General features: G+C 70.4%; 16 protein-coding genes. 1 reads left to right on the forward strand and 15 read right to left on the reverse strand.

From position 1 onward, the window contains the following. Positions 1 to 75: 75 nt before the first annotated feature. The 15 genes from ACFWJ8_RS18860 to rpe all read right to left on the reverse strand — a co-directional run bounded on the left by ACFWJ8_RS18860 (position 76) and on the right by rpe (position 15,969). Positions 76 to 465 carry a PLDc N-terminal domain-containing protein gene (locus tag ACFWJ8_RS18860; protein ID WP_378814434.1) on the reverse strand — a complete coding sequence of 130 codons (390 nt, stop codon included), beginning with the start codon at positions 463 to 465 and terminating at the stop codon, positions 76 to 78. Positions 466 to 549: 84 nt separating this feature from the next. Further along, positions 550 to 1,998 (reverse strand): pyruvate kinase, encoded by a 1,449-nt coding sequence (gene pyk / locus ACFWJ8_RS18865; RefSeq protein ID WP_378814436.1) that lies wholly within the window; start codon positions 1,996 to 1,998, stop codon positions 550 to 552. Positions 1,999 to 2,043: 45 nt separating this feature from the next. Then, on the reverse strand, positions 2,044 to 3,510 hold the full coding sequence (locus ACFWJ8_RS18870; RefSeq protein ID WP_378814438.1) for a glutamate synthase subunit beta: 1,467 nt from the start codon (positions 3,508 to 3,510) through the stop codon (positions 2,044 to 2,046). Next, entirely contained in the window at positions 3,503 to 8,107 is a 4,605-nt protein-coding gene (gene gltB / locus ACFWJ8_RS18875; protein ID WP_378814440.1) for a glutamate synthase large subunit, read from the reverse strand. Before gltB ends, ACFWJ8_RS18870 begins: the two co-directional genes overlap by 8 nt. A gap of 75 nt (positions 8,108 to 8,182) precedes the next feature. Beyond that, a complete protein-coding gene (lgt, locus tag ACFWJ8_RS18880) occupies positions 8,183 to 9,154 on the reverse strand; it encodes a prolipoprotein diacylglyceryl transferase (RefSeq protein WP_378814442.1) in 972 nt (323 codons plus the stop codon). Between the two features lie 65 nt (positions 9,155 to 9,219). Further along, a complete protein-coding gene (gene trpA / locus ACFWJ8_RS18885; RefSeq protein WP_378814444.1) occupies positions 9,220 to 10,014 on the reverse strand; it encodes a tryptophan synthase subunit alpha in 795 nt (264 codons plus the stop codon). Further along, positions 10,011 to 11,276: a tryptophan synthase subunit beta gene (trpB, locus tag ACFWJ8_RS18890; RefSeq protein ID WP_378814446.1), complete on the reverse strand. Its 1,266-nt coding sequence runs from the start codon at positions 11,274 to 11,276 to the stop codon at positions 10,011 to 10,013. Before trpB ends, trpA begins: the two co-directional genes overlap by 4 nt. After that, a complete protein-coding gene (gene trpC, locus ACFWJ8_RS18895) occupies positions 11,273 to 12,049 on the reverse strand; it encodes an indole-3-glycerol phosphate synthase TrpC (protein ID WP_378814448.1) in 777 nt (258 codons plus the stop codon). The genes trpB and trpC overlap by 4 nt, the downstream gene beginning before the upstream one ends. Positions 12,050 to 12,051: 2 nt before the next feature. Continuing rightward, positions 12,052 to 12,282: a DUF6704 family protein gene (locus tag ACFWJ8_RS18900; RefSeq protein ID WP_378814450.1), complete on the reverse strand. Its 231-nt coding sequence runs from the start codon at positions 12,280 to 12,282 to the stop codon at positions 12,052 to 12,054. A 45-nt stretch (positions 12,283 to 12,327) separates the two neighbouring features. Beyond that, a complete protein-coding gene (locus ACFWJ8_RS18905) occupies positions 12,328 to 12,936 on the reverse strand; it encodes a Trp biosynthesis-associated membrane protein (RefSeq protein ID WP_378814452.1) in 609 nt (202 codons plus the stop codon). After that, the gene (hisI, locus tag ACFWJ8_RS18910) at positions 12,936 to 13,301 is read right to left on the reverse strand and encodes a phosphoribosyl-AMP cyclohydrolase (protein WP_378814454.1); all 366 of its coding nucleotides are present in this window, start codon (positions 13,299 to 13,301) and stop codon (positions 12,936 to 12,938) included. Before hisI ends, ACFWJ8_RS18905 begins: the two co-directional genes overlap by 1 nt. Next, positions 13,298 to 14,071: an imidazole glycerol phosphate synthase subunit HisF gene (gene hisF / locus ACFWJ8_RS18915; protein WP_378814456.1), complete on the reverse strand. Its 774-nt coding sequence runs from the start codon at positions 14,069 to 14,071 to the stop codon at positions 13,298 to 13,300. Before hisF ends, hisI begins: the two co-directional genes overlap by 4 nt. Next, positions 14,071 to 14,913, reverse strand: coding sequence for an ATP phosphoribosyltransferase (gene hisG / locus ACFWJ8_RS18920; protein ID WP_378814458.1), 843 nt, complete (start codon positions 14,911 to 14,913; stop codon positions 14,071 to 14,073). Before hisG ends, hisF begins: the two co-directional genes overlap by 1 nt. Positions 14,914 to 14,957: 44 nt before the next feature. Then, positions 14,958 to 15,221, reverse strand: coding sequence for a phosphoribosyl-ATP diphosphatase (locus ACFWJ8_RS18925; RefSeq protein WP_026305444.1), 264 nt, complete (start codon positions 15,219 to 15,221; stop codon positions 14,958 to 14,960). Positions 15,222 to 15,273: 52 nt separating this feature from the next. Next, positions 15,274 to 15,969, reverse strand: coding sequence for a ribulose-phosphate 3-epimerase (rpe, locus tag ACFWJ8_RS18930; RefSeq protein WP_378814461.1), 696 nt, complete (start codon positions 15,967 to 15,969; stop codon positions 15,274 to 15,276). A gap of 20 nt (positions 15,970 to 15,989) precedes the next feature. Here rpe and glsA point away from each other — a divergent pair, with 20 nt between their 5' ends. Further along, complete coding sequence (gene glsA / locus ACFWJ8_RS18935) at positions 15,990 to 17,162, forward strand: glutaminase A (RefSeq protein WP_378814462.1); 1,173 nt, start codon at positions 15,990 to 15,992, stop codon at positions 17,160 to 17,162. Positions 17,163 to 17,186: the final 24 nt, after the last annotated feature.

A 17,186-nucleotide genomic window follows, 5' to 3' on the forward strand; every position in this document is an offset into this window, starting at 1 on the left:
CACTCCCCCGCGCCGAGCGCGCGCAGACGAGAAGAGTGGATGCCTGGGCCCCAGGCATCCACTCTTCTTTTGGTCTTACGCGCCGAAGTACTGGTTGCCCAGCGCCTTGCTCTTGAGGGCGTCGAACTCGCCCTGCGAGATCGTGCCGGCGTCCAGCAGAGCCTTCGCCTTCGCGATGTCGTCGGCGGGCGTCGTCGACGCGGCGGGGCGGTAGTCGTCGGACTCCGGCACGACGCTGCCGCGGGCGGCCTGCGCGCGCTCGGCCATCCCCTTGCCGCGGGCGATCACATAGATCAGGCCCGTGAGGAACGGCACGAAGACCAGCGCGATGATCCACAGCGCCTTGAACCAGCCGTTGAGCTTGTCGTCACGGAACAGGTCCATGATGACCACGATCACGATGTAGAGGTAGGCGACGAAGTAGAAGCTCCAGAGGAGGAACCAGAACAGGTCCGGGAAGATCATGCGAGGGATCACTTTCCACGAGAAACGGGCTGACGCGATCACAATAGTGGTCGCGGCAGCCCGTTCGCGGGATCCGGCGGAGGATCAGTTCCGTGTCTGGTAGATCGGCGCCTTGCCGTGCACCGCATCGCCCACCTTGTGGATGCGGATGTCGTTGGTGGAGCCGATGATCCCGGGAGGGGATCCCGAGATCACGACGACCTTGTCGCCGACCTTCGCGAGGTCGTTCGACAGCAGGTAGTCGTCGACCTGGATGAACATCAGGTCGGTGTGCGCGACATGCTCGACGAGCGTCGACTGCACGCCCCACGTGAGCGCCATGCGACGGCGGATCGCCGGCTCGGGTGCGAAGCCGAGCATGGGGATGCGCGGACGCAGGCGCGACATGCGACGGGCGGTGTCGCCCGACTCGGTGAAGATGCAGAGGTACTTCGCGTCGACGAACTCGGCCACCTCCATCGCCGCGAGCGTGATCGCGCCGCCCTGCGTGCGGGGCTTCGTCGTGAACGGCTGGATGCGCTCCAGGCCGTGCTCCTCGGTGGACTCCACGATGCGCGCCATCGTCTCGACGACGACGACCGGGTACTTGCCGACGCTCGTCTCGCCGGAGAGCATGACCGCGTCCGCGCCGTCGAGGACGGCGTTCGCGACGTCGCTCGTCTCGGCGCGCGTGGGCACCGGGTTCTCGATCATCGACTCGAGCATCTGCGTCGCGACGATGACGGGCTTGGCCATGCGGCGGCACAGCTCGACCGCACGCTTCTGCACGATCGGCACGGCCTCCAGCGGCAGCTCGACACCGAGGTCGCCGCGGGCGACCATGATGCCGTCGAACGCGTCGATGATCTCTTCGAGGTTGTCGACGGCCTGCGGCTTCTCGATCTTGGCGATGACGGGCACGTGGCGCCCCTCCTCGGCCATGATCACGTGGACGCGCTGGACGTCCTTGGCGTCGCGCACGAACGACAGCGCGATCAGGTCGGCGCCGGCGCGCAGACCCCAGCGGAGGTCGGCCTCGTCCTTCTCGGACAGCGCGGGCACGTTGACCGCGACACCGGGAAGGTTGATGCCCTTGTTGTTCGAGACGGGGCCGGCAACGATGACCTTGGTGGTCACGACGGTGCCGTCGGTCTCGACGACCTCGACGCGCACCTTGCCGTCGTCGATCAGGAGGAAGTCGCCGGGCTTGACATCGTGCGGCAGACCCTTGAAGGTCGTGCCCACGATCTCCTTGGTGCCGAGGATGTCCTCGGTGGTGATCTTGAAGATGTCGCCGACGGCGAGCTCGTGGGGGCCGTTCTCGAACTTGCCGAGGCGGATCTTCGGACCCTGCAGGTCCACGAGGATCGCGACGGCACGTCCGGCGTCGTCGGCGGCCTTGCGCACGTTGGCGAAGTTGTTGTCGTGGACCGAGTAGTCCCCGTGGCTCAGGTTGAATCGGGCCACATCCACACCGGCGTCGATGATCGCGCGGACCATCTCATACGTCGATGTGGCAGGACCCAGGGTGGCGACGATCTTGGCGCGTCTCATCCGTGGTTACTCCGGGTTGGTGAATTGGCGAGTGCCTCGGCCAGCCTACGCGGGCTGCAGGCCGATGGCGATATCAGTCGGACGGACCGGCGCGGGCAGCTCGGTCTCGCCCATCAGGAAGCGGTCGACGCTCGCGGCGACCGCTCGGCCCTCGGCGATCGCCCACACGATGAGCGACTGCCCGCGACCGGCGTCGCCGGCCACGAACACGCCCGGGGCGGTCGTCTGGTAGTCGTCCTCGCGGCGCACGTTGCCCCGCTCGGTGAACCGGGCGCCGAGCTGCTCCTCCAGGAGCGCCTGCTCGGGACCGGTGAAGCCCATGGCGATCAGCACGAGGTCCGCGGGGATCTCGCGCTCGGTGCCGCTCTTGGGGACGCGTCGGCCGTCGACGAACTCGGTCTCGGCCACGCGCAGCGCGCGCACCTCGCCCGCGTCGTTAGCGAGGAACTCGACGGTCGACGCCAGGTAGGCGCGCTCGCCGCCCTCTTCGTGGGCCGACGAGATCTCGAACAGCGTCGCGTCCATCGGCCACGGCTGGTGCTCGGGACGCTCGCCCGGGGGGCGGCGGCCGATCGCCAGGTTCGTGACGCTCAGGGCGCCGTGGCGGTGGGCAGTGCCGATGCAGTCCGCACCGGTGTCGCCGCCGCCGATGACGACGACGTGCTTGCCCTCGGCGGTGATCTGGTTGGCGACCGCGTCACCCGCGACAGCCTTGTTGGACTCGACGAGGTACTCCATGGCGAAGTGCACGCCGGCGAGGTCACGGCCGGGGACCGCCAGGTCGCGCGGCACCGTCGAGCCGGTGGCGACGACGACCGCGTCGTAGCGGGCGCGCAGATCGGCCCACGTGATGTCCTTGCCGATCTCGACACCCGCGCGGAAGCGCGTGCCCTCGTCCTGCATCTGGCGAAGCCGCGCCTCGAGGTGCTTCTTCTCCATCTTGAAGTCCGGGATGCCGTACCGCAGGAGTCCGCCGATGCGGTCGTCGCGCTCGAACACGGCCACCGTGTGGCCCGCGCGCGTCAGCTGCTGCGCGGCGGCGAGTCCGGCGGGGCCGGAGCCGACGACGGCGACCGTCTTGCCGGTGAGGCGCCCCGGGGGCTCGGCCTCGATCCAGCCGTTCGCGAACGCCTCGTCCGCGATCGAGACCTCGACCTGCTTGATCGTCACGGCGGGCTGGTTGATGCCGAGCACGCACGCGCTCTCGCACGGCGCCGGGCACAGCCGCCCGGTGAACTCCGGGAAGTTGTTCGTCGCGTGCAGGCGCTCGCTCGCCGCACGGCCCTCGCCGCGCCACGTGAGGTCGTTCCACTCGGGGATCAGGTTGCCGAGCGGGCAGCCCTTGTGGCAGAACGGCACACCGCAGTCCATGCAGCGTCCGGCCTGCCGGCGCAGGACCGCCGTGTCGCCCGGCTCATAGACCTCTTTCCAGTCCATGATGCGCACCGGCACAGGCCGCCGTGCAGGCAGCTCGCGCTCGGTGACCTTGAGAAAGCCCTTCGGGTCAGCCACCCGTCACCTCCAGGATGCGGTTCCAGACGACGTCGCCGTCGGGGTCGAGCCCCTGAGCGACAGCCTCCTGGCGGGTCTGCAGCACCGCGGCGTAGTCGCGCGGCAGGACCCGGACGAAGTTCTCGCATTCCGCCTCGAAGTCGTCGAGGAGGTCACGCGCGAGAGTCGAATCGGTCTCGGCGACGTGCTGTTCGAGCAGGTCGCGAAGGATCTCGGCGTCGCCCGACCCGAGCGGGCCGAGCTCCAGCTCGCCCGAGGCCAGGGCCTCGCGGTTGACGAGCTTGCTGTCGAGACGGTAGATGTACGCGGTGCCGCCGGACATGCCGGCACCGAGGTTGCGGCCGGTGGCGCCCAGGATCACGGCGAGACCGCCGGTCATGTACTCCAGAGCGTGGTCGCCCACGCCCTCCACCACCGCGGTCGCGCCCGAGTTGCGGACGAAGAACCGCTCCCCCACGACACCGCGCAGGAACATCGTGCCCTGCGTCGCGCCGTAGCCGATGACGTTGCCCGCGATGACGTTCTTCGACGCGTCGAAGGTCGCGCCGCGCGGAGGCCGGACGACGATCTGACCGCCCGAGAGCCCCTTGCCGACGTAGTCGTTCGAGTCGCCCTCGAGGCGCAGCGTGATGCCGGCCGGCATGAACGCGCCGAACGACTGCCCGGCCGACCCGGTGAGGTTGACGACGATGCTGCCGCTGGGCAGGCCGTTCTCGCCGCGCGCCTTCGTGACGTGGTGGCCGAGCAGGGTGCCGACGGCACGTTCGGTGTTGCGGATGGGCAGGTCGATCGTGACCCGGCCGCCGTTCGTGATGACGTCCTGCGCCTGCTCGAGCAGGCCGACGTCGAAGTGCTCTTCGAGCTCGTGCAGCTGCGCCGTCGTGTTGCGACGCGGCTCGTCGTCGGCGAACTGGGGTCCCTGCAGCACCGGCGTGAGGTCGAGACCGCTCGCCTTCCAGTGCCGGACCGCGCCGTCGACGTCGAGCAGGTCGCTGCGGCCGATGGCCTCGTCGAGCGTGCGGAAGCCCAGCCCGGCGAGGTACTCGCGCACCTCTTCGGCGATGAACTCCATGAAGTTCACGACGAACTCGGGCTTGCCCGAGAACCGCGCGCGCAGCACCGGGTTCTGCGTGGCGACGCCCACCGGGCACGTGTCGAGGTGGCAGACCCGCATCATGATGCAGCCCTCCACGACGAGCGCGGTCGTCGCGAAGCCGTACTCCTCCGCGCCCAGCAGGGCGGCGATGATGACGTCGCGACCGGTCTTGAGCTGGCCGTCGGCCTGGACCACCACGCGGTCGCGCATGCCGTTGAGCATGAGCGTCTGCTGCGTCTCGGCGAGCCCGAGCTCCCACGGCGTGCCCGCGTGCTTGAGCGAGTTGAGCGGGCTCGCGCCCGTTCCGCCGTCGTGCCCCGAGACGAGGATCACGTCGGCCAGCGCCTTGGCGGTGCCCGCGGCCACCGCGCCGATGCCGGACTGGCTCACGAGCTTCACGTGGACGCGGGCGCCAGGGTTCGCGCGCTTCAGGTCGAAGATCAGCTGCTTGAGGTCTTCGATCGAGTAGATGTCGTGGTGCGGCGGCGGCGAGATGAGACCCACGCCGGCCGTGCCGCCGCGCGTGCGCGCGATCCACGGGTACACCTTCGTCGGAGGCAGCTGACCGCCCTCGCCGGGCTTGGCGCCCTGCGCGAGCTTGATCTGGATGTCGTCGGCCTCGGTGAGGTACAGGCTCGTGACGCCGAAGCGGCCCGATGCGACCTGCTTGATGGCGCTGCGGCGCTCGGGGTCGAGCAGACGCTCGACGTCCTCGCCGCCCTCACCTGTGTTCGACTTGCCGCCGATCCGGTTCATGGCGATCGCGAGCGTCTCGTGCGCTTCGCGCGAGATCGAGCCGTAGCTCATCGCACCCGTCGAGAACCGCTTGACGATCGACGACACCGGCTCGACCTCGTCGATCGGCACCGGGGTGCGCTCACCGGTCTTGAGGGCGAACAGGCCGCGCAGCGTCTTCAGCTCGTTCGCCTGGTCGTCGACCAGCTTCGTGTACTCGCGGAAGATGTCGTAGCGGCGCGTGCGCGTCGAGTGCTGCAGGCGGAACACCGTGTCGGGGTTGAACAGGTGCGGGGCACCGTCCCGCCGCCACTGGTACTCGCCGCCGGTCCACAGGCGCTCGTGCGCGCGGACCGCGGCATCCTCGGGATACGCGAAGTCGTGCCGTGCCTGGTTCTCGGCCGCGACCTCCTCGATGCCGATGCCGCCGAGCTTGGACTCGGTGCCCGTGAAGTAGGCGTCGACGAACTCCTGCGAGAGGCCGACGGCCTCGAACACCTGCGCGCCGGTGTACGACGACACGGTCGAGATGCCCATCTTCGACATGATCTTCAGCACGCCCTTGCCCAGGGCGTAGATCACGTTGCGCACGGCCTTCTCGGGCGTGATGCCGGTGATGAAGCCCGAGCGCACGAGGTACTCGACGGTCTCCATCGCGAGATACGGGTTGACCGCGGAAGCGCCGTAGCCGAGCAGCGTCGCGACGTGGTGCACCTCGCGGACGTCGCCCGCCTCGACCAGCAGACCGACCTTCATGCGGTTCTGCTGGCGGATGAGGTGGTGGTGCACGGCCGACACCATGAGCAGCGACGGGATCGGGACGAGGTCCTTGTTCGAGTCGCGGTCGGACAGGATGATGAACTCCGCGCCGTCGGCGATCGCCGCGTCGACCTCGTCGCACATCTCCTCGATGCGCGCCTTCATCGTGCCGGGGCCGGCGTCGAAGTGGTAGAGACCGCGGATCGTGACCGCGCGGCGACCGGGCATCGTGCGCTCGATGTTCTGGATCTTCGCGAGCTCGTCGTTGTCGAGCACCGGGAAGTCGATCGTGATCTGGCGCGCGTGGTCGGGGCCGGCGGAGAGCAGGTTGCGCTCGGGGCCGATCCCCGTGCGCAGGCTCGTGACGACCTCTTCGCGGATCGAGTCCAGCGGCGGGTTCGTGACCTGCGCGAACTGCTGCGTGAAGTAGTCGAACAGCAGGCGCGGACGCTCGCTGAGCACCGCGACGGGCGTGTCGCTGCCCATCGCGCCGAGAGGCTCGGCGCCCGTTTGGCCCATCGGGGTGAGGAGGATCTTGACCTCTTCCTCGGTGTACCCGAACGTGCGCTGACGACGGGTGATCGAGGCGATGGGGTGCACGATGTGCTCGCGCTCGGGCAGCTCGGACAGCTGCAGGCGCTGGCGCATCCAGAGACCCCAGGGCTGGAGGTTCGCCAGCTGCTGCTTGATCTCCTCGTCCTCGATGATGCGCCGCTGCGCGGTGTCGACGAGGAACATGCGACCCGGGCGGAGCCGGCCGCGGCGCTTGATGCGCTCGGGCGCGAAGTCCAGCACGCCCGTCTCGCTGCCGATCACGACGAGGCCGTCGGTGGTCTCGGTCCAGCGGCCGGGACGCAGGCCGTTGCGGTCGAGCGTCGCGCCGACGGAGGTGCCGTCGGTGAAGATCAGCGCGGCGGGGCCGTCCCACGGCTCCATCTGCATGGAGTGGTAGTCGTAGAAGTCCCGCAGCTCGGGGCTGATGTCGGCCTGCTTCTCGTAGGCCTCGGGCACCATCATCATGATGGCGTGCGGCAGGCTGCGACCGGTGAGGGTCAGGAGCTCCAGCACCTCGTCGAACGAGGCCGAGTCGCTCGCACCCTCGGTGCAGATCGGCAGCAGGGGCTGGATGTCGCCGAGCAGCTCGGATTCGAGCTGCGACTGGCGGGCGCGCATCCAGTTGCGGTTGCCGCCGACGGTGTTGATCTCGCCGTTGTGGGCGAGCATGCGCAGCGGCTGCGCGAGCGGCCACGACGGGAACGTGTTGGTCGAGTACCGCGAGTGCACGACGGCGAGCTCGGAGGTGAAGCGTTCGTCCGACAGGTCGGGGTAGAACGGCTCGAGCTGCAGCGTCGTGACCATGCCCTTGTAGCCGAGCGTCCGCGCCGACAGCGACACGAAGTACGCGTCGAGTTCGTTGCGGGCCCGCGTGCGCAGGCGGTAGGCGCGGCGGTCTAGGGCGATGCCCGACAGCGCGGGCGTCCCGTTCGCGGCGGGGCGCGACACGAACACCTGCTCGAACACGGGGCGCGCCTCGAAGGCGAGCTTGCCGAGGTTGTCGTCGGCCGTCGGCACCTCTCGCCAGCCGAGCACCGTGAGGTTCTCGGCTGCCGCGATCTGCTCGATCCCCGCCTTCTGGGCGGCGCGCTCGTCGGCGTCGCGGGGCAGGAACGCCATGCCCGCCGCGTACTCGCCGACGGGCGGCAGGTCGAAGCCGACGACCGCACGCAGGAAGGCGTCCGGCATCTGCGTCAGGATGCCGGCGCCGTCGCCGGTGCCGGCGTCGGATCCGATCGCACCGCGGTGCTCGAGGTTGCGCAGCGCCGTGAGCGCCAGATCGATGATGTCGTGCCCGGCCTCGCCGCGCAGCGTGGCCACCATGGCCAGGCCGCACGCGTCCTTCTCGAAAGCGGGGTTGTACATCCCCTGCTTCTGCGGGAATCCGGTCAGGCCGGACGAAGCGGGGGTCGGTGCCTGCTCAGAGGCGCCGTGACGGGGGCTCGAAGCCATACCTACCGTCCTCACGTTGATAGTCAAGATGGGACGACGTCGGCCCTGGAACGTCCGCTCGGGAACGAGCGGGCGTTATTTGCTGGCAGGAGTGCTTGTGGCGGTAGCCCCTTCGGCCTCGGACGTCTGGGGTTCGCTGACGTCGACGAAGTCGTCGGTGTTCTGCGATTGTACAGCCTGTCCGGCGGTCCACTCGCGGCCGGACACATAGGGCGACGGCTCGAGGCCCGGGTGACGGCGCTTCTGCACGAAGAAGATGACGATGCCGAGCACGACGCCCAGGATCGCCGCCCACACGTTGCTGCGCAGGCCGAGGATGATCTCGCTCGGGTCGATGCGGATCGACTCCCACACGATGCGGCCGGCGCTGTACCAGACCAGGTAGACGGCGAACAGACGGCCCCACTGCAGACGGAACCGGCGGCCGACCCAGACGACGACCAGCACGCCCAGGACGTTCCAGATGACCTCGTAGAGGAACGTGGGCTGGAACAGCGTGCCCTCGGGCAGCCCGATCGGCCACGCCGGGTTCGGGTAGTCGATCTCCAGGCCCCACGGGGCGTCGGTGGGCCACCCGAACAGCTCCTGGTTGAACCAGTTGCCGAACCGGCCGATCGCCTGGGCGAGCAGCAGGCCGGGCGCGAGGGCGTCGGCGAAGGTCCAGAAGCGGATGCCGGTCCAGCGGCAGCCCAGCCACGCACCGATCGCGCCGCCGATGAGGGCGCCGTAGATCGCGATGCCGCCCTCCCAGATGTAGAAGGCCGACATCGGGTTCGCACCCTCGCCGAAGTAGAAGCCCCAGTGCGTGAGCACGTGGTAGATGCGGGCGGCGATGATGGCGAGCGGCACCGCGAGCAGCGCGATGTCGATCACCACCCACGGCTCTGCGCCGCGCTTGGTGAGGCGGGCGTTCGTCCACAGCACCGCGACGATGATGCCCGCGATGATGCACAGCGCGTAGATGTGGATCCGCAGGGGGCCGATGTCGAAGTAGCTGATCGACGGGCTCGGGATGCTGGCGACGACGCTCGCGGCGGCGGTGATCATGGGAGAACCGTGTCCTTGCTGGATCCGTGCGTGGGATGCCGGCGCCGGGCGCCGACCTGAGAAGTCTAGTTCGCGCGGCGGACTGTGCCTGCGGCGAGGGCGCGCGCGGTGTCTGCGAGGCCGTCGAGGCCGCCGTCCCGCAGCGCGCGGACGAGCGCCGTGCCGACGATCGCACCGTCCGCGTACTCCAGCACGCCCGCCACCTGCTCGGCGTTGGAGATGCCGATGCCGACGCACGCATGCTCGGCCCCGTGCTCGCGGAGGCGCGCGACGAGGGTGCGGGCGGCGGCATCCAGTTCGGCACGCTCGCCGGTGATGCCCATCGTCGACACGGTGTACACGAAGCCCGTGGAGTTGCGCACGATGAGGTCGAGGCGCTCGTCGGTCGAGGTCGGTGCAGCCAGGAAGACGCGGTCGAGACCGGTCCGCTCGCTCGCGGCGATCCATTCGGCCGCCGCCTCGGGCGTGATGTCGGGCGTGATGAGGCCCGCTCCGCCCGCGGCCAGCAGGTCGTCGGCGTAGCGGTCGACGCCGTACTGCAGCACGGGGTTCCAGTACGTCATGACGAGCACCGGCACGTCGACGCGGCGTGTGATCTCGCGGACGGCGGTGAAGGTGTCGCGCAGCCGGAAGCCGCCCGCGAGGGCCGCCTGGGTGGCCTCCTGGATGACCGTGCCGTCCATCACGGGGTCGGAGTAGGGCGGGCCGAGCTCGAGGATGTCGGCGCCGTTCTCGGCCAGGGCGACCGCGGCGTCGATGCTGGTCTGCAGGTCCGGGAACCCGAGGGGCAGGTAGCCGACGAACGCGCCGCGCCCTTCGGCGTGCGCGGCGTCGATCGCCGCGGCGACGCGCGAGGTCATCGCTTCTCCCCCTCGCCGTGGGCGGCGTCGTCGTGCGGCGCAACGGCGGCGGCCGCGGCATCCGCTCCCTTGTCGTACAGCCCGAAGTAGCGGGCCGCGGTGTCCATGTCCTTGTCGCCGCGCCCCGAGAGGCAGACGGCGAGGATCGCGTCGGGACCGAGCTCACGACCGATGCGCAGCGCACCGGCGAGGGCGTGGGCCGACTCGATGGCCGGGATGATGCCCTCGGTCTGCGACAGCAGGCGCAGCGCCTGCATGGCCTCGTCGTCGGTCGCCGGGATGTACTCGGCGCGACCGATGGAGGCGAGCCACGAGTGCTCGGGGCCGACGCCCGGGTAGTCCAGGCCGGCCGAGATCGAGTGCGACTCGATCGTCTGACCGTCCTCGTCCTGCAGCACGAACGTCTTCGCGCCGTGCAGCACGCCGGGACGACCGCGTTCGATGGATGCCGCGTGCCGGGGCGTGTCGACGCCGTCACCTGCCGCCTCGACGCCGTAGAGCCTGACGCCCTCGTCGTCGAGGAACGCGTCGAACATGCCGATCGCGTTGGATCCGCCGCCGACGCAGGCGAGCACGGCGTCGGGCAGGCGCCCCGCCTCGTCGAGCAGCTGGGCGCGCGCCTCTTCGGAGATGACCTTCTGGAAGTCGCGCACCATCGCCGGGAACGGGTGAGGTCCCGCGGCGGTGCCAAAGATGTAGTTCGTCGTCTCGACGCTTGCGACCCAGTCGCGGTATGCGTCGTTGATGGCGTCCTTGAGCGTGCGCGAGCCGGTCTTGACCGGCACCACCTCGGCGCCCAGCAGGCGCATGCGGGCGACGTTGAGCGCCTGCCGTTCGGTGTCGACCTCGCCCATGTAGATGGTGCACTCGAAGCCGAAGAGGGCTGCGGCGGTCGCGGTGGCGACACCGTGCTGGCCGGCTCCGGTCTCGGCGATCACGCGGGTCTTGCCCAGGCGCTGCGTGAGCAGCGCCTGACCCAGCACGTTGTTGATCTTGTGCGAGCCGGTGTGGTTGAGGTCCTCGCGCTTGAGGAAGACCCGCGCGCCGCCGGCGTGCTCGGCGAACCGCGGCACCTCGGTGATCGGCGACGGTCGTCCGGCATACGAGTTGAGCAGGCGCACGAACTCGGCCTGGAAAGCCGGGTCCGCCTTCGCGGCCTCGTACTCGGCCGTCAGCTCGTCGATCGCCGCGATGAGCGACTCGGGCATGTACCGGCCGCCGAACTCTCCGAAGAAGGGTCCGGACGCCTCGCGAAGACTCATGCGCCTGCCTCCAGGAATGCGCGCAGGGTGGATACGGGGTCGTTCGTCACGAGCGCCTCGCCGACCAGGACGACGTCGGCGCCGGCCGCGCGGTAGTGCGCGACGTCGGCGGGGGCGAGGACCGCGGACTCGGCGATCTTCACGGCGCCGGCCGGGATCCGGTCGGCGAGCCGGCCGAACAGGTCGCGGTCGAGCTGGAACGTCGTCAGGTCGCGCGCGTTGACGCCGATCAGCGACGCGCCCAGGTCAGCAGCACGATCGACCTCTTCGGCCGAGTGCGTCTCGACGAGCGGCGTCATGCCGAGCTCGAGCGTGAGCGTGTGGAGCCGTGTGAGCAGGTCCTGGTCCAGCGCCGCGACGATGAGCAGCACCAGGTCCGCGCCGGACGCGCGCGCCTCGAGCACCTGGTACTCGGTCGCGATGAAGTCCTTGCGCAGCACCGGCAGCGACACCGCGGCCTTGACGGCTTCGAGGTCGGCGAGGCTGCCCTTGAACTTGCGGCCCTCGGTGAGCACCGAGATGGCGGACGCACCGCCCTCCTCGTAGCGACGGGCCTGCAGGGCGGGGTCGGGGATGTCGGCGAGATCGCCGCGCGAGGGGCTCGCGCGCTTGACCTCGGCGATGATCTTCACGCGGTCGGCGGGAGCGAGGGCGGACAGCACGTCCAGAGCCGGGCGCTGCGCGAGGGCGGCGGCCTCCACGGCCGCCAGGGGCCGTTCCGAGGCGCGTGCCTCGGCGTCCTCAACCGCGCCGGCCGTCAGGTCGGCGAGCACGATCAGTGCTCTTTCGCCGCGACCTTGGAGCCGCCCACGCCGTAGCCGGCCTTCTGCATGCCCCAGCCGACGAGCAGGCCGACGACGAGAAGCCCGGCCGATGCCCACACGACGACCGGCATGTCGAGGAAGAAGAACAGGGTGCCGATCGAGACGGCCACGAGCATGATCACGACGGCCGTCCAGGCGGCGGGCGAGTGTCCGTGGCCGGGGTCGCCGATGTTGTTGCTCATGGATATCTCCTCGTGATGCCGGGCGGGATGCCGCCAGTCTAGCGGTCAGGCTGTCGGATCCTGGCCACGCGACAGGTCGTCCCAGTCGTCGATGGCGTGCGATCCGGCGGCGTCGTGCGGGCGCGGTCCGGCCGGTGCGGCGGACCGTGCAGAGTCTTCGGTGCGGTACCGGCGGCCGGTGCCGGACCAGCCGCGTGCGGTGGTGACCACGAACACGCCGGCGACGATGAGCACGACCCACACGACGAGCGTCACGACGGGCCAGCCCGACGCCGTGATCGTCGCGATGAGCTGCGCCACCGACTTCTCGCCGGCGATGCCGGTCGACTCGGTCACGACGGAGGCGACCGCCGAGACCGGGTGCTCGAACGCCACGCGCGCGGTCAGCCACGCGAGCGTGCCGCCGATGAGGATCGCGAGTGCGCCGAACAGATAGCGCAGCACGAGCCCCACGATCGACAGTGCGGCGCCGAGCGCGAGCACGGCGAGGCTCAACGGCGCCAGGACCGGCACGGCGGACGCGCCGGGCACCTCGAGCGTGTGATGGGCGCCGTCGGCGAGCTCGACCGTCAGCCACGTCTGCGTCGACGAGATGACGCCGATCGCGCCGCACAGCACGATGCCGACGACGGACAGCAGACGGGCGCGGCGCATCACGCGGGCAGCTCCGGTCCGCGCGCGGCACCGAGGTCGTCGGCGTCGAAGCACGTGCGGGTGCCGGTGTGGCACGCCGGCCCCACCTGGTCCACCTCGACGAGCACGGCGTCGCCGTCGCAGTCCAGCCGGGCTCCCCGCACGAGCTGGATGTGGCCGGACGTGTCGCCCTTGCGCCAGTACTCCTGCCGCGAACGCGACCAGAATGTGACGCGGCCCTGGGTCAGGGTGCGGCGCAGGGCCTCGGCATCCATCCATCCGAGCATGAGCACCTCACGGGTGTCCCACTGCTGGACGATGGCGGCGACCAGGCCGTCGCCGTTGAACGTCACGCGCGCGATGCGCTCGTCGACCGTCTCGCTCATGCCGTCACCTCCCGCACGGGGATGCCGTCGGCGAGCAGGGAGCGCTTGACGTCGCCCACCGTGAGCTGGCCGGAGTGGAAGACGGATGCCGCCAGCACGGCGTCCGCGCCGGCCTCGATCGCGGGGCCGAAGTCCTCCGCCCGACCGGCGCCGCCGGAGGCGATGACGGGGACGCTCGACACCTCGCGCATGAGGCTCACGAGCTCGAGGTCGAAGCCCTCCTTGGTGCCGTCGGCGTCGATGGAGTTGACGAGCAGCTCGCCGGCGCCGCGCTCGATCGCCTCGCGGGCCCACTCCAGGGCGTCGAGCGTGGTCTCGGTGCGGCCGCCGTGGGTCGTGACGACGAAGCCCGACGCCGTCTCGGGCGATCGCTTGACGTCGAGTGACAGCACCAGCACCTGCGCGCCGAAGCGGTCGGCGATCTCGTCGAGCAGCGGCGGGCGCGCGATCGCCGCCGAGTTGATGCCGATCTTGTCGGCGCCGACGGCCAGCAGACGGGCGACGTCGTCGGCGCTGCGGACTCCCCCGCCGACGGTGAGCGGGATGAAGACCTCCTCGGCGGTGCGCCGCACGACGTCGTACGTCGTGGCGCGCTCGTCGACGGTCGCGGTCACATCGAGGAAGGTGATCTCGTCGGCACCCTGCCGGAAGTACTCGCGGGCGAGCTCGACCGGATCCCCCATGTCACGCAGGTTCTGGAAGTTGACGCCCTTGACGACCCGCCCCGCGGCGACGTCGAGGCACGGGATCACACGGCAGACGAGCGACATCAGAGCCTCGCGTTGTGGATGGCGGTGACGAGGATCGCGCGGGCGCCGATCGCGTACAGCGCATCCATCACCTGGTTGACGCCCGTGCGGGCCACCATGACGCGCACGGCGACCCAGGCGGGGTCGCGCAGCGGCGAGATCGTGGGCGACTCGACGCCCGGTGCGATCGCGACGGCCGCATCGACGAGGTCGGCCGGCAGGTCGTAGTCGACCATGACGAAGCGGCGTGCGACCATCACGCCGCGGAGCCGCCGCAGGAGCGTCTCGGTGCCCTCCGCCTCGGTCGGCGCGCCGATGAGCACGGCTTCGGACTTCAGGATCACCGGTCCGAACACCTCGAGCCCCGCCTGCCGCAGGGTCGTGCCGGTCTCGACGACGTCGGCGATCGCGTCGGCGACCCCGAGCTCGACGGCCGACTCGACCGCGCCGTCCAGCGGCACCAGATCGGCGGCGACGCCGTGCTCGTCGAGGAACCCGTCTACCAGGCCCGGGTACGACGTCGCGATGCGCACGCCGTCCAGGTCGCCGACGTCCGTGAACCGGCCGGCGGGTGCGGCGAAGCGGAACGTGGATGCCGCGAACCCGAGCTTCTCGATCTCTCGGGCGCCCGGCATCCGGGCGTCCAGCAGCAGATCGCGGCCGGTGATGCCGACGTCGAGCGCGCCCGAGCCGACGTAGGTGGCGATGTCCTTGGGGCGGAGGTAGAAGAACTCGACCTCGTTGGCGGGGTCGATGACGTGGAGGTCCTTCGGGTCGCGGCGACCGGTGTAGCCCGCCTCGGCGAGCATCTCAGCGGCGGTCTCGGCCAGCGATCCCTTGTTCGGCACGGCGATGCGCAGCATTCGCGGATCCTTCGGGGTGGGAGTGAGAGGGGTCGGAGCGGGGCTCAGAGATGTCGGTAGACATCCTCGAGGCTCAGACCCTTCGCGAGCATCAGCACCTGCAGGTGGTACAGCAGCTGCGAGATCTCCTCGGCCGCGGCATCCGTCGACTCGTACTCGGCGGCCATCCACACCTCGGCGGCCTCTTCGACGATCTTCTTGCCGATCGTGTGCACGCCGGCGTCCAGCTCTGCGACGGTCCCCGACCCTTCGGGGCGCTCGGCCGCCTTGGCGGTCAGCTCGGCGAACAGGGCATCGAACGTCTTCACCCACCCAGGGTATCGAACCGGCAGGGCGTCGAGGCGCCGCGTGACGCGACGCTCAGTGCACGTGGGCTGCGGCGGCCGCTGCGCGCAGCCCGGCGATCGCGTTGTCGGGGTCACCTGCGCCGAACACGGCGGAGCCGGCGACGAACGTGTCGGCCCCCGCTGCAGCGGCCTGCGCGATCGTGGACTCCCCGATGCCGCCGTCGACCTGCAGCCACACCGACGAACCCCGCCGGCGGGCCTCGTCGGCGAGGCGGCGGAGCTTGGGCATCGTCTCCGGCATGAACGACTGGCCGCCGAAGCCCGGCTCGACGGTCATCACGAGGATCTGGTCGAAGTCGTCGAGCAGGTCGAACAGGCCCTCCACGGGGGTGGCGGGCTTGACGGCCACGCCGGCGCGCGCGCCGATGTCGCGCAGGCGCCGTGCGAGCGCGACCGGCTCGGTCGCCGCCTCGAGGTGGAAGGTCACCGATGCCGCGCCGAGCTCGGCGTAGCCGGGCGCCCACCGGTCGGGGTCGGTGATCATCAGGTGCACGTCCAGCGGCACCGGGCTCGTCGCCTGCACGCGCTCGACCATCTGCGGGCCGAACGTCAGATTCGGCACGAAATGGTTGTCCATGACGTCGACGTGCACGAAGTCCGCACTGGCGATGCGCGCAAGTTCGGCCTGCATGTTCGCGAAGTCGGCCGCCAGGATGCTGGGGTTGATGCGGATGCCGTCGGCACGGCCGGTCTCGGAGGTCGGGAGCACGCGTCCATTATGGTCGAGCCGTGGATCCGATCACGGCGCTGCTGCACGACGTCCTCGAAGACGTCCGCCCCCACGACTCCGGCGCACCGGCGGGGTACATCCCCGAGCTGGCGACCGCTGATCCCGACCTGCTCGCCCTCGCGGCGGTCGGTCCCCATGGACGGGTGCGGGCCGTCGGCGACGTGGCCCACGAGTTCACCATCCAATCGATCTCCAAGCCGTTCGTGCTTGCCCTCGCCCTCGCCGATCGTGGGCGAGAGGCGGTGCTGCGCAAGGTCGGCGCGGAGCCGAGCGGCGAGCCGTTCAACGCGATCAGCCTCGAACCGGGCACCGGACGCCCGGCCAATCCGATGGTCAACGCGGGGGCGATCGCGACATCGGCGCTCATCCACGGCGACGGCGTCGACGACCGCACCGCCCGCATCGTCGACGGGCTGTCGGCCTTCGCGGGCCGCTCGCTGTGGGTGGACGAGCAGGTCTACGCCTCGGAGTCCGCGACCGGCGACCGCAACCGTGCGCTGGCCCACCTCCTCCGTTCGCACGGCATCATCGACGGGCCCGTCGACATCGCCGTCGAGACGTACTTCCGACAGTGCTCGCTGCTGGTGACCGCCCGCGATCTCGCGGTGATGGCCGCGACGCTCGCGTTCGGCGGCGTCAACCCGGTGACCGGCGATCGGGTCGTCGCGGAGCATGTCGCCCGCGACGTGCTGTCGATCATGACCAGCTGCGGGATGTACGACTACTCGGGCGAGTGGCTCCTGCGCGTAGGGCTCCCGGCGAAGAGCGGGGTGAGCGGGGGTCTCCTCGCCGTCGCGCCGTCGCAGTTCGGCGTCGCGGCCTTCAGCCCGCGTCTCGACCCCCACGGCAACTCGGTGCGCGGCATCGCCGTCATCGAGACGCTTTCGGAACGGTTCGGCATGCACCTCCTCGAGCCGCACGACAGCGTCGCCGTCCCCGCCTTCACGGTCGAGGACACCGATCATGGCCGCGTCCTGCGCCTGTCGGGCGAATTGGGGCTGGCAGGGACCGAGCGCGTGGTCGCCGTGCTGCGCGAGCTCGCCGACGCGATGCCCGAAGGGGCCTCGATCACGGTCGACGCGCGGGAGCTCGGACGCACGCATCGCGAGGCGCTCATCGCGCTGCGCGCGGAGTTCGAGCGGATGCCGCGAAGCTTCACGCTGCGCGAGTGACCTCGCCCCCGCCGGGTCGAGGGC

Origin of the sequence: Microbacterium sp. NPDC058389 (assembly GCF_042722305.1) — a bacterium.
GTDB lineage: Bacteria > Actinomycetota > Actinomycetes > Actinomycetales > Microbacteriaceae > Microbacterium.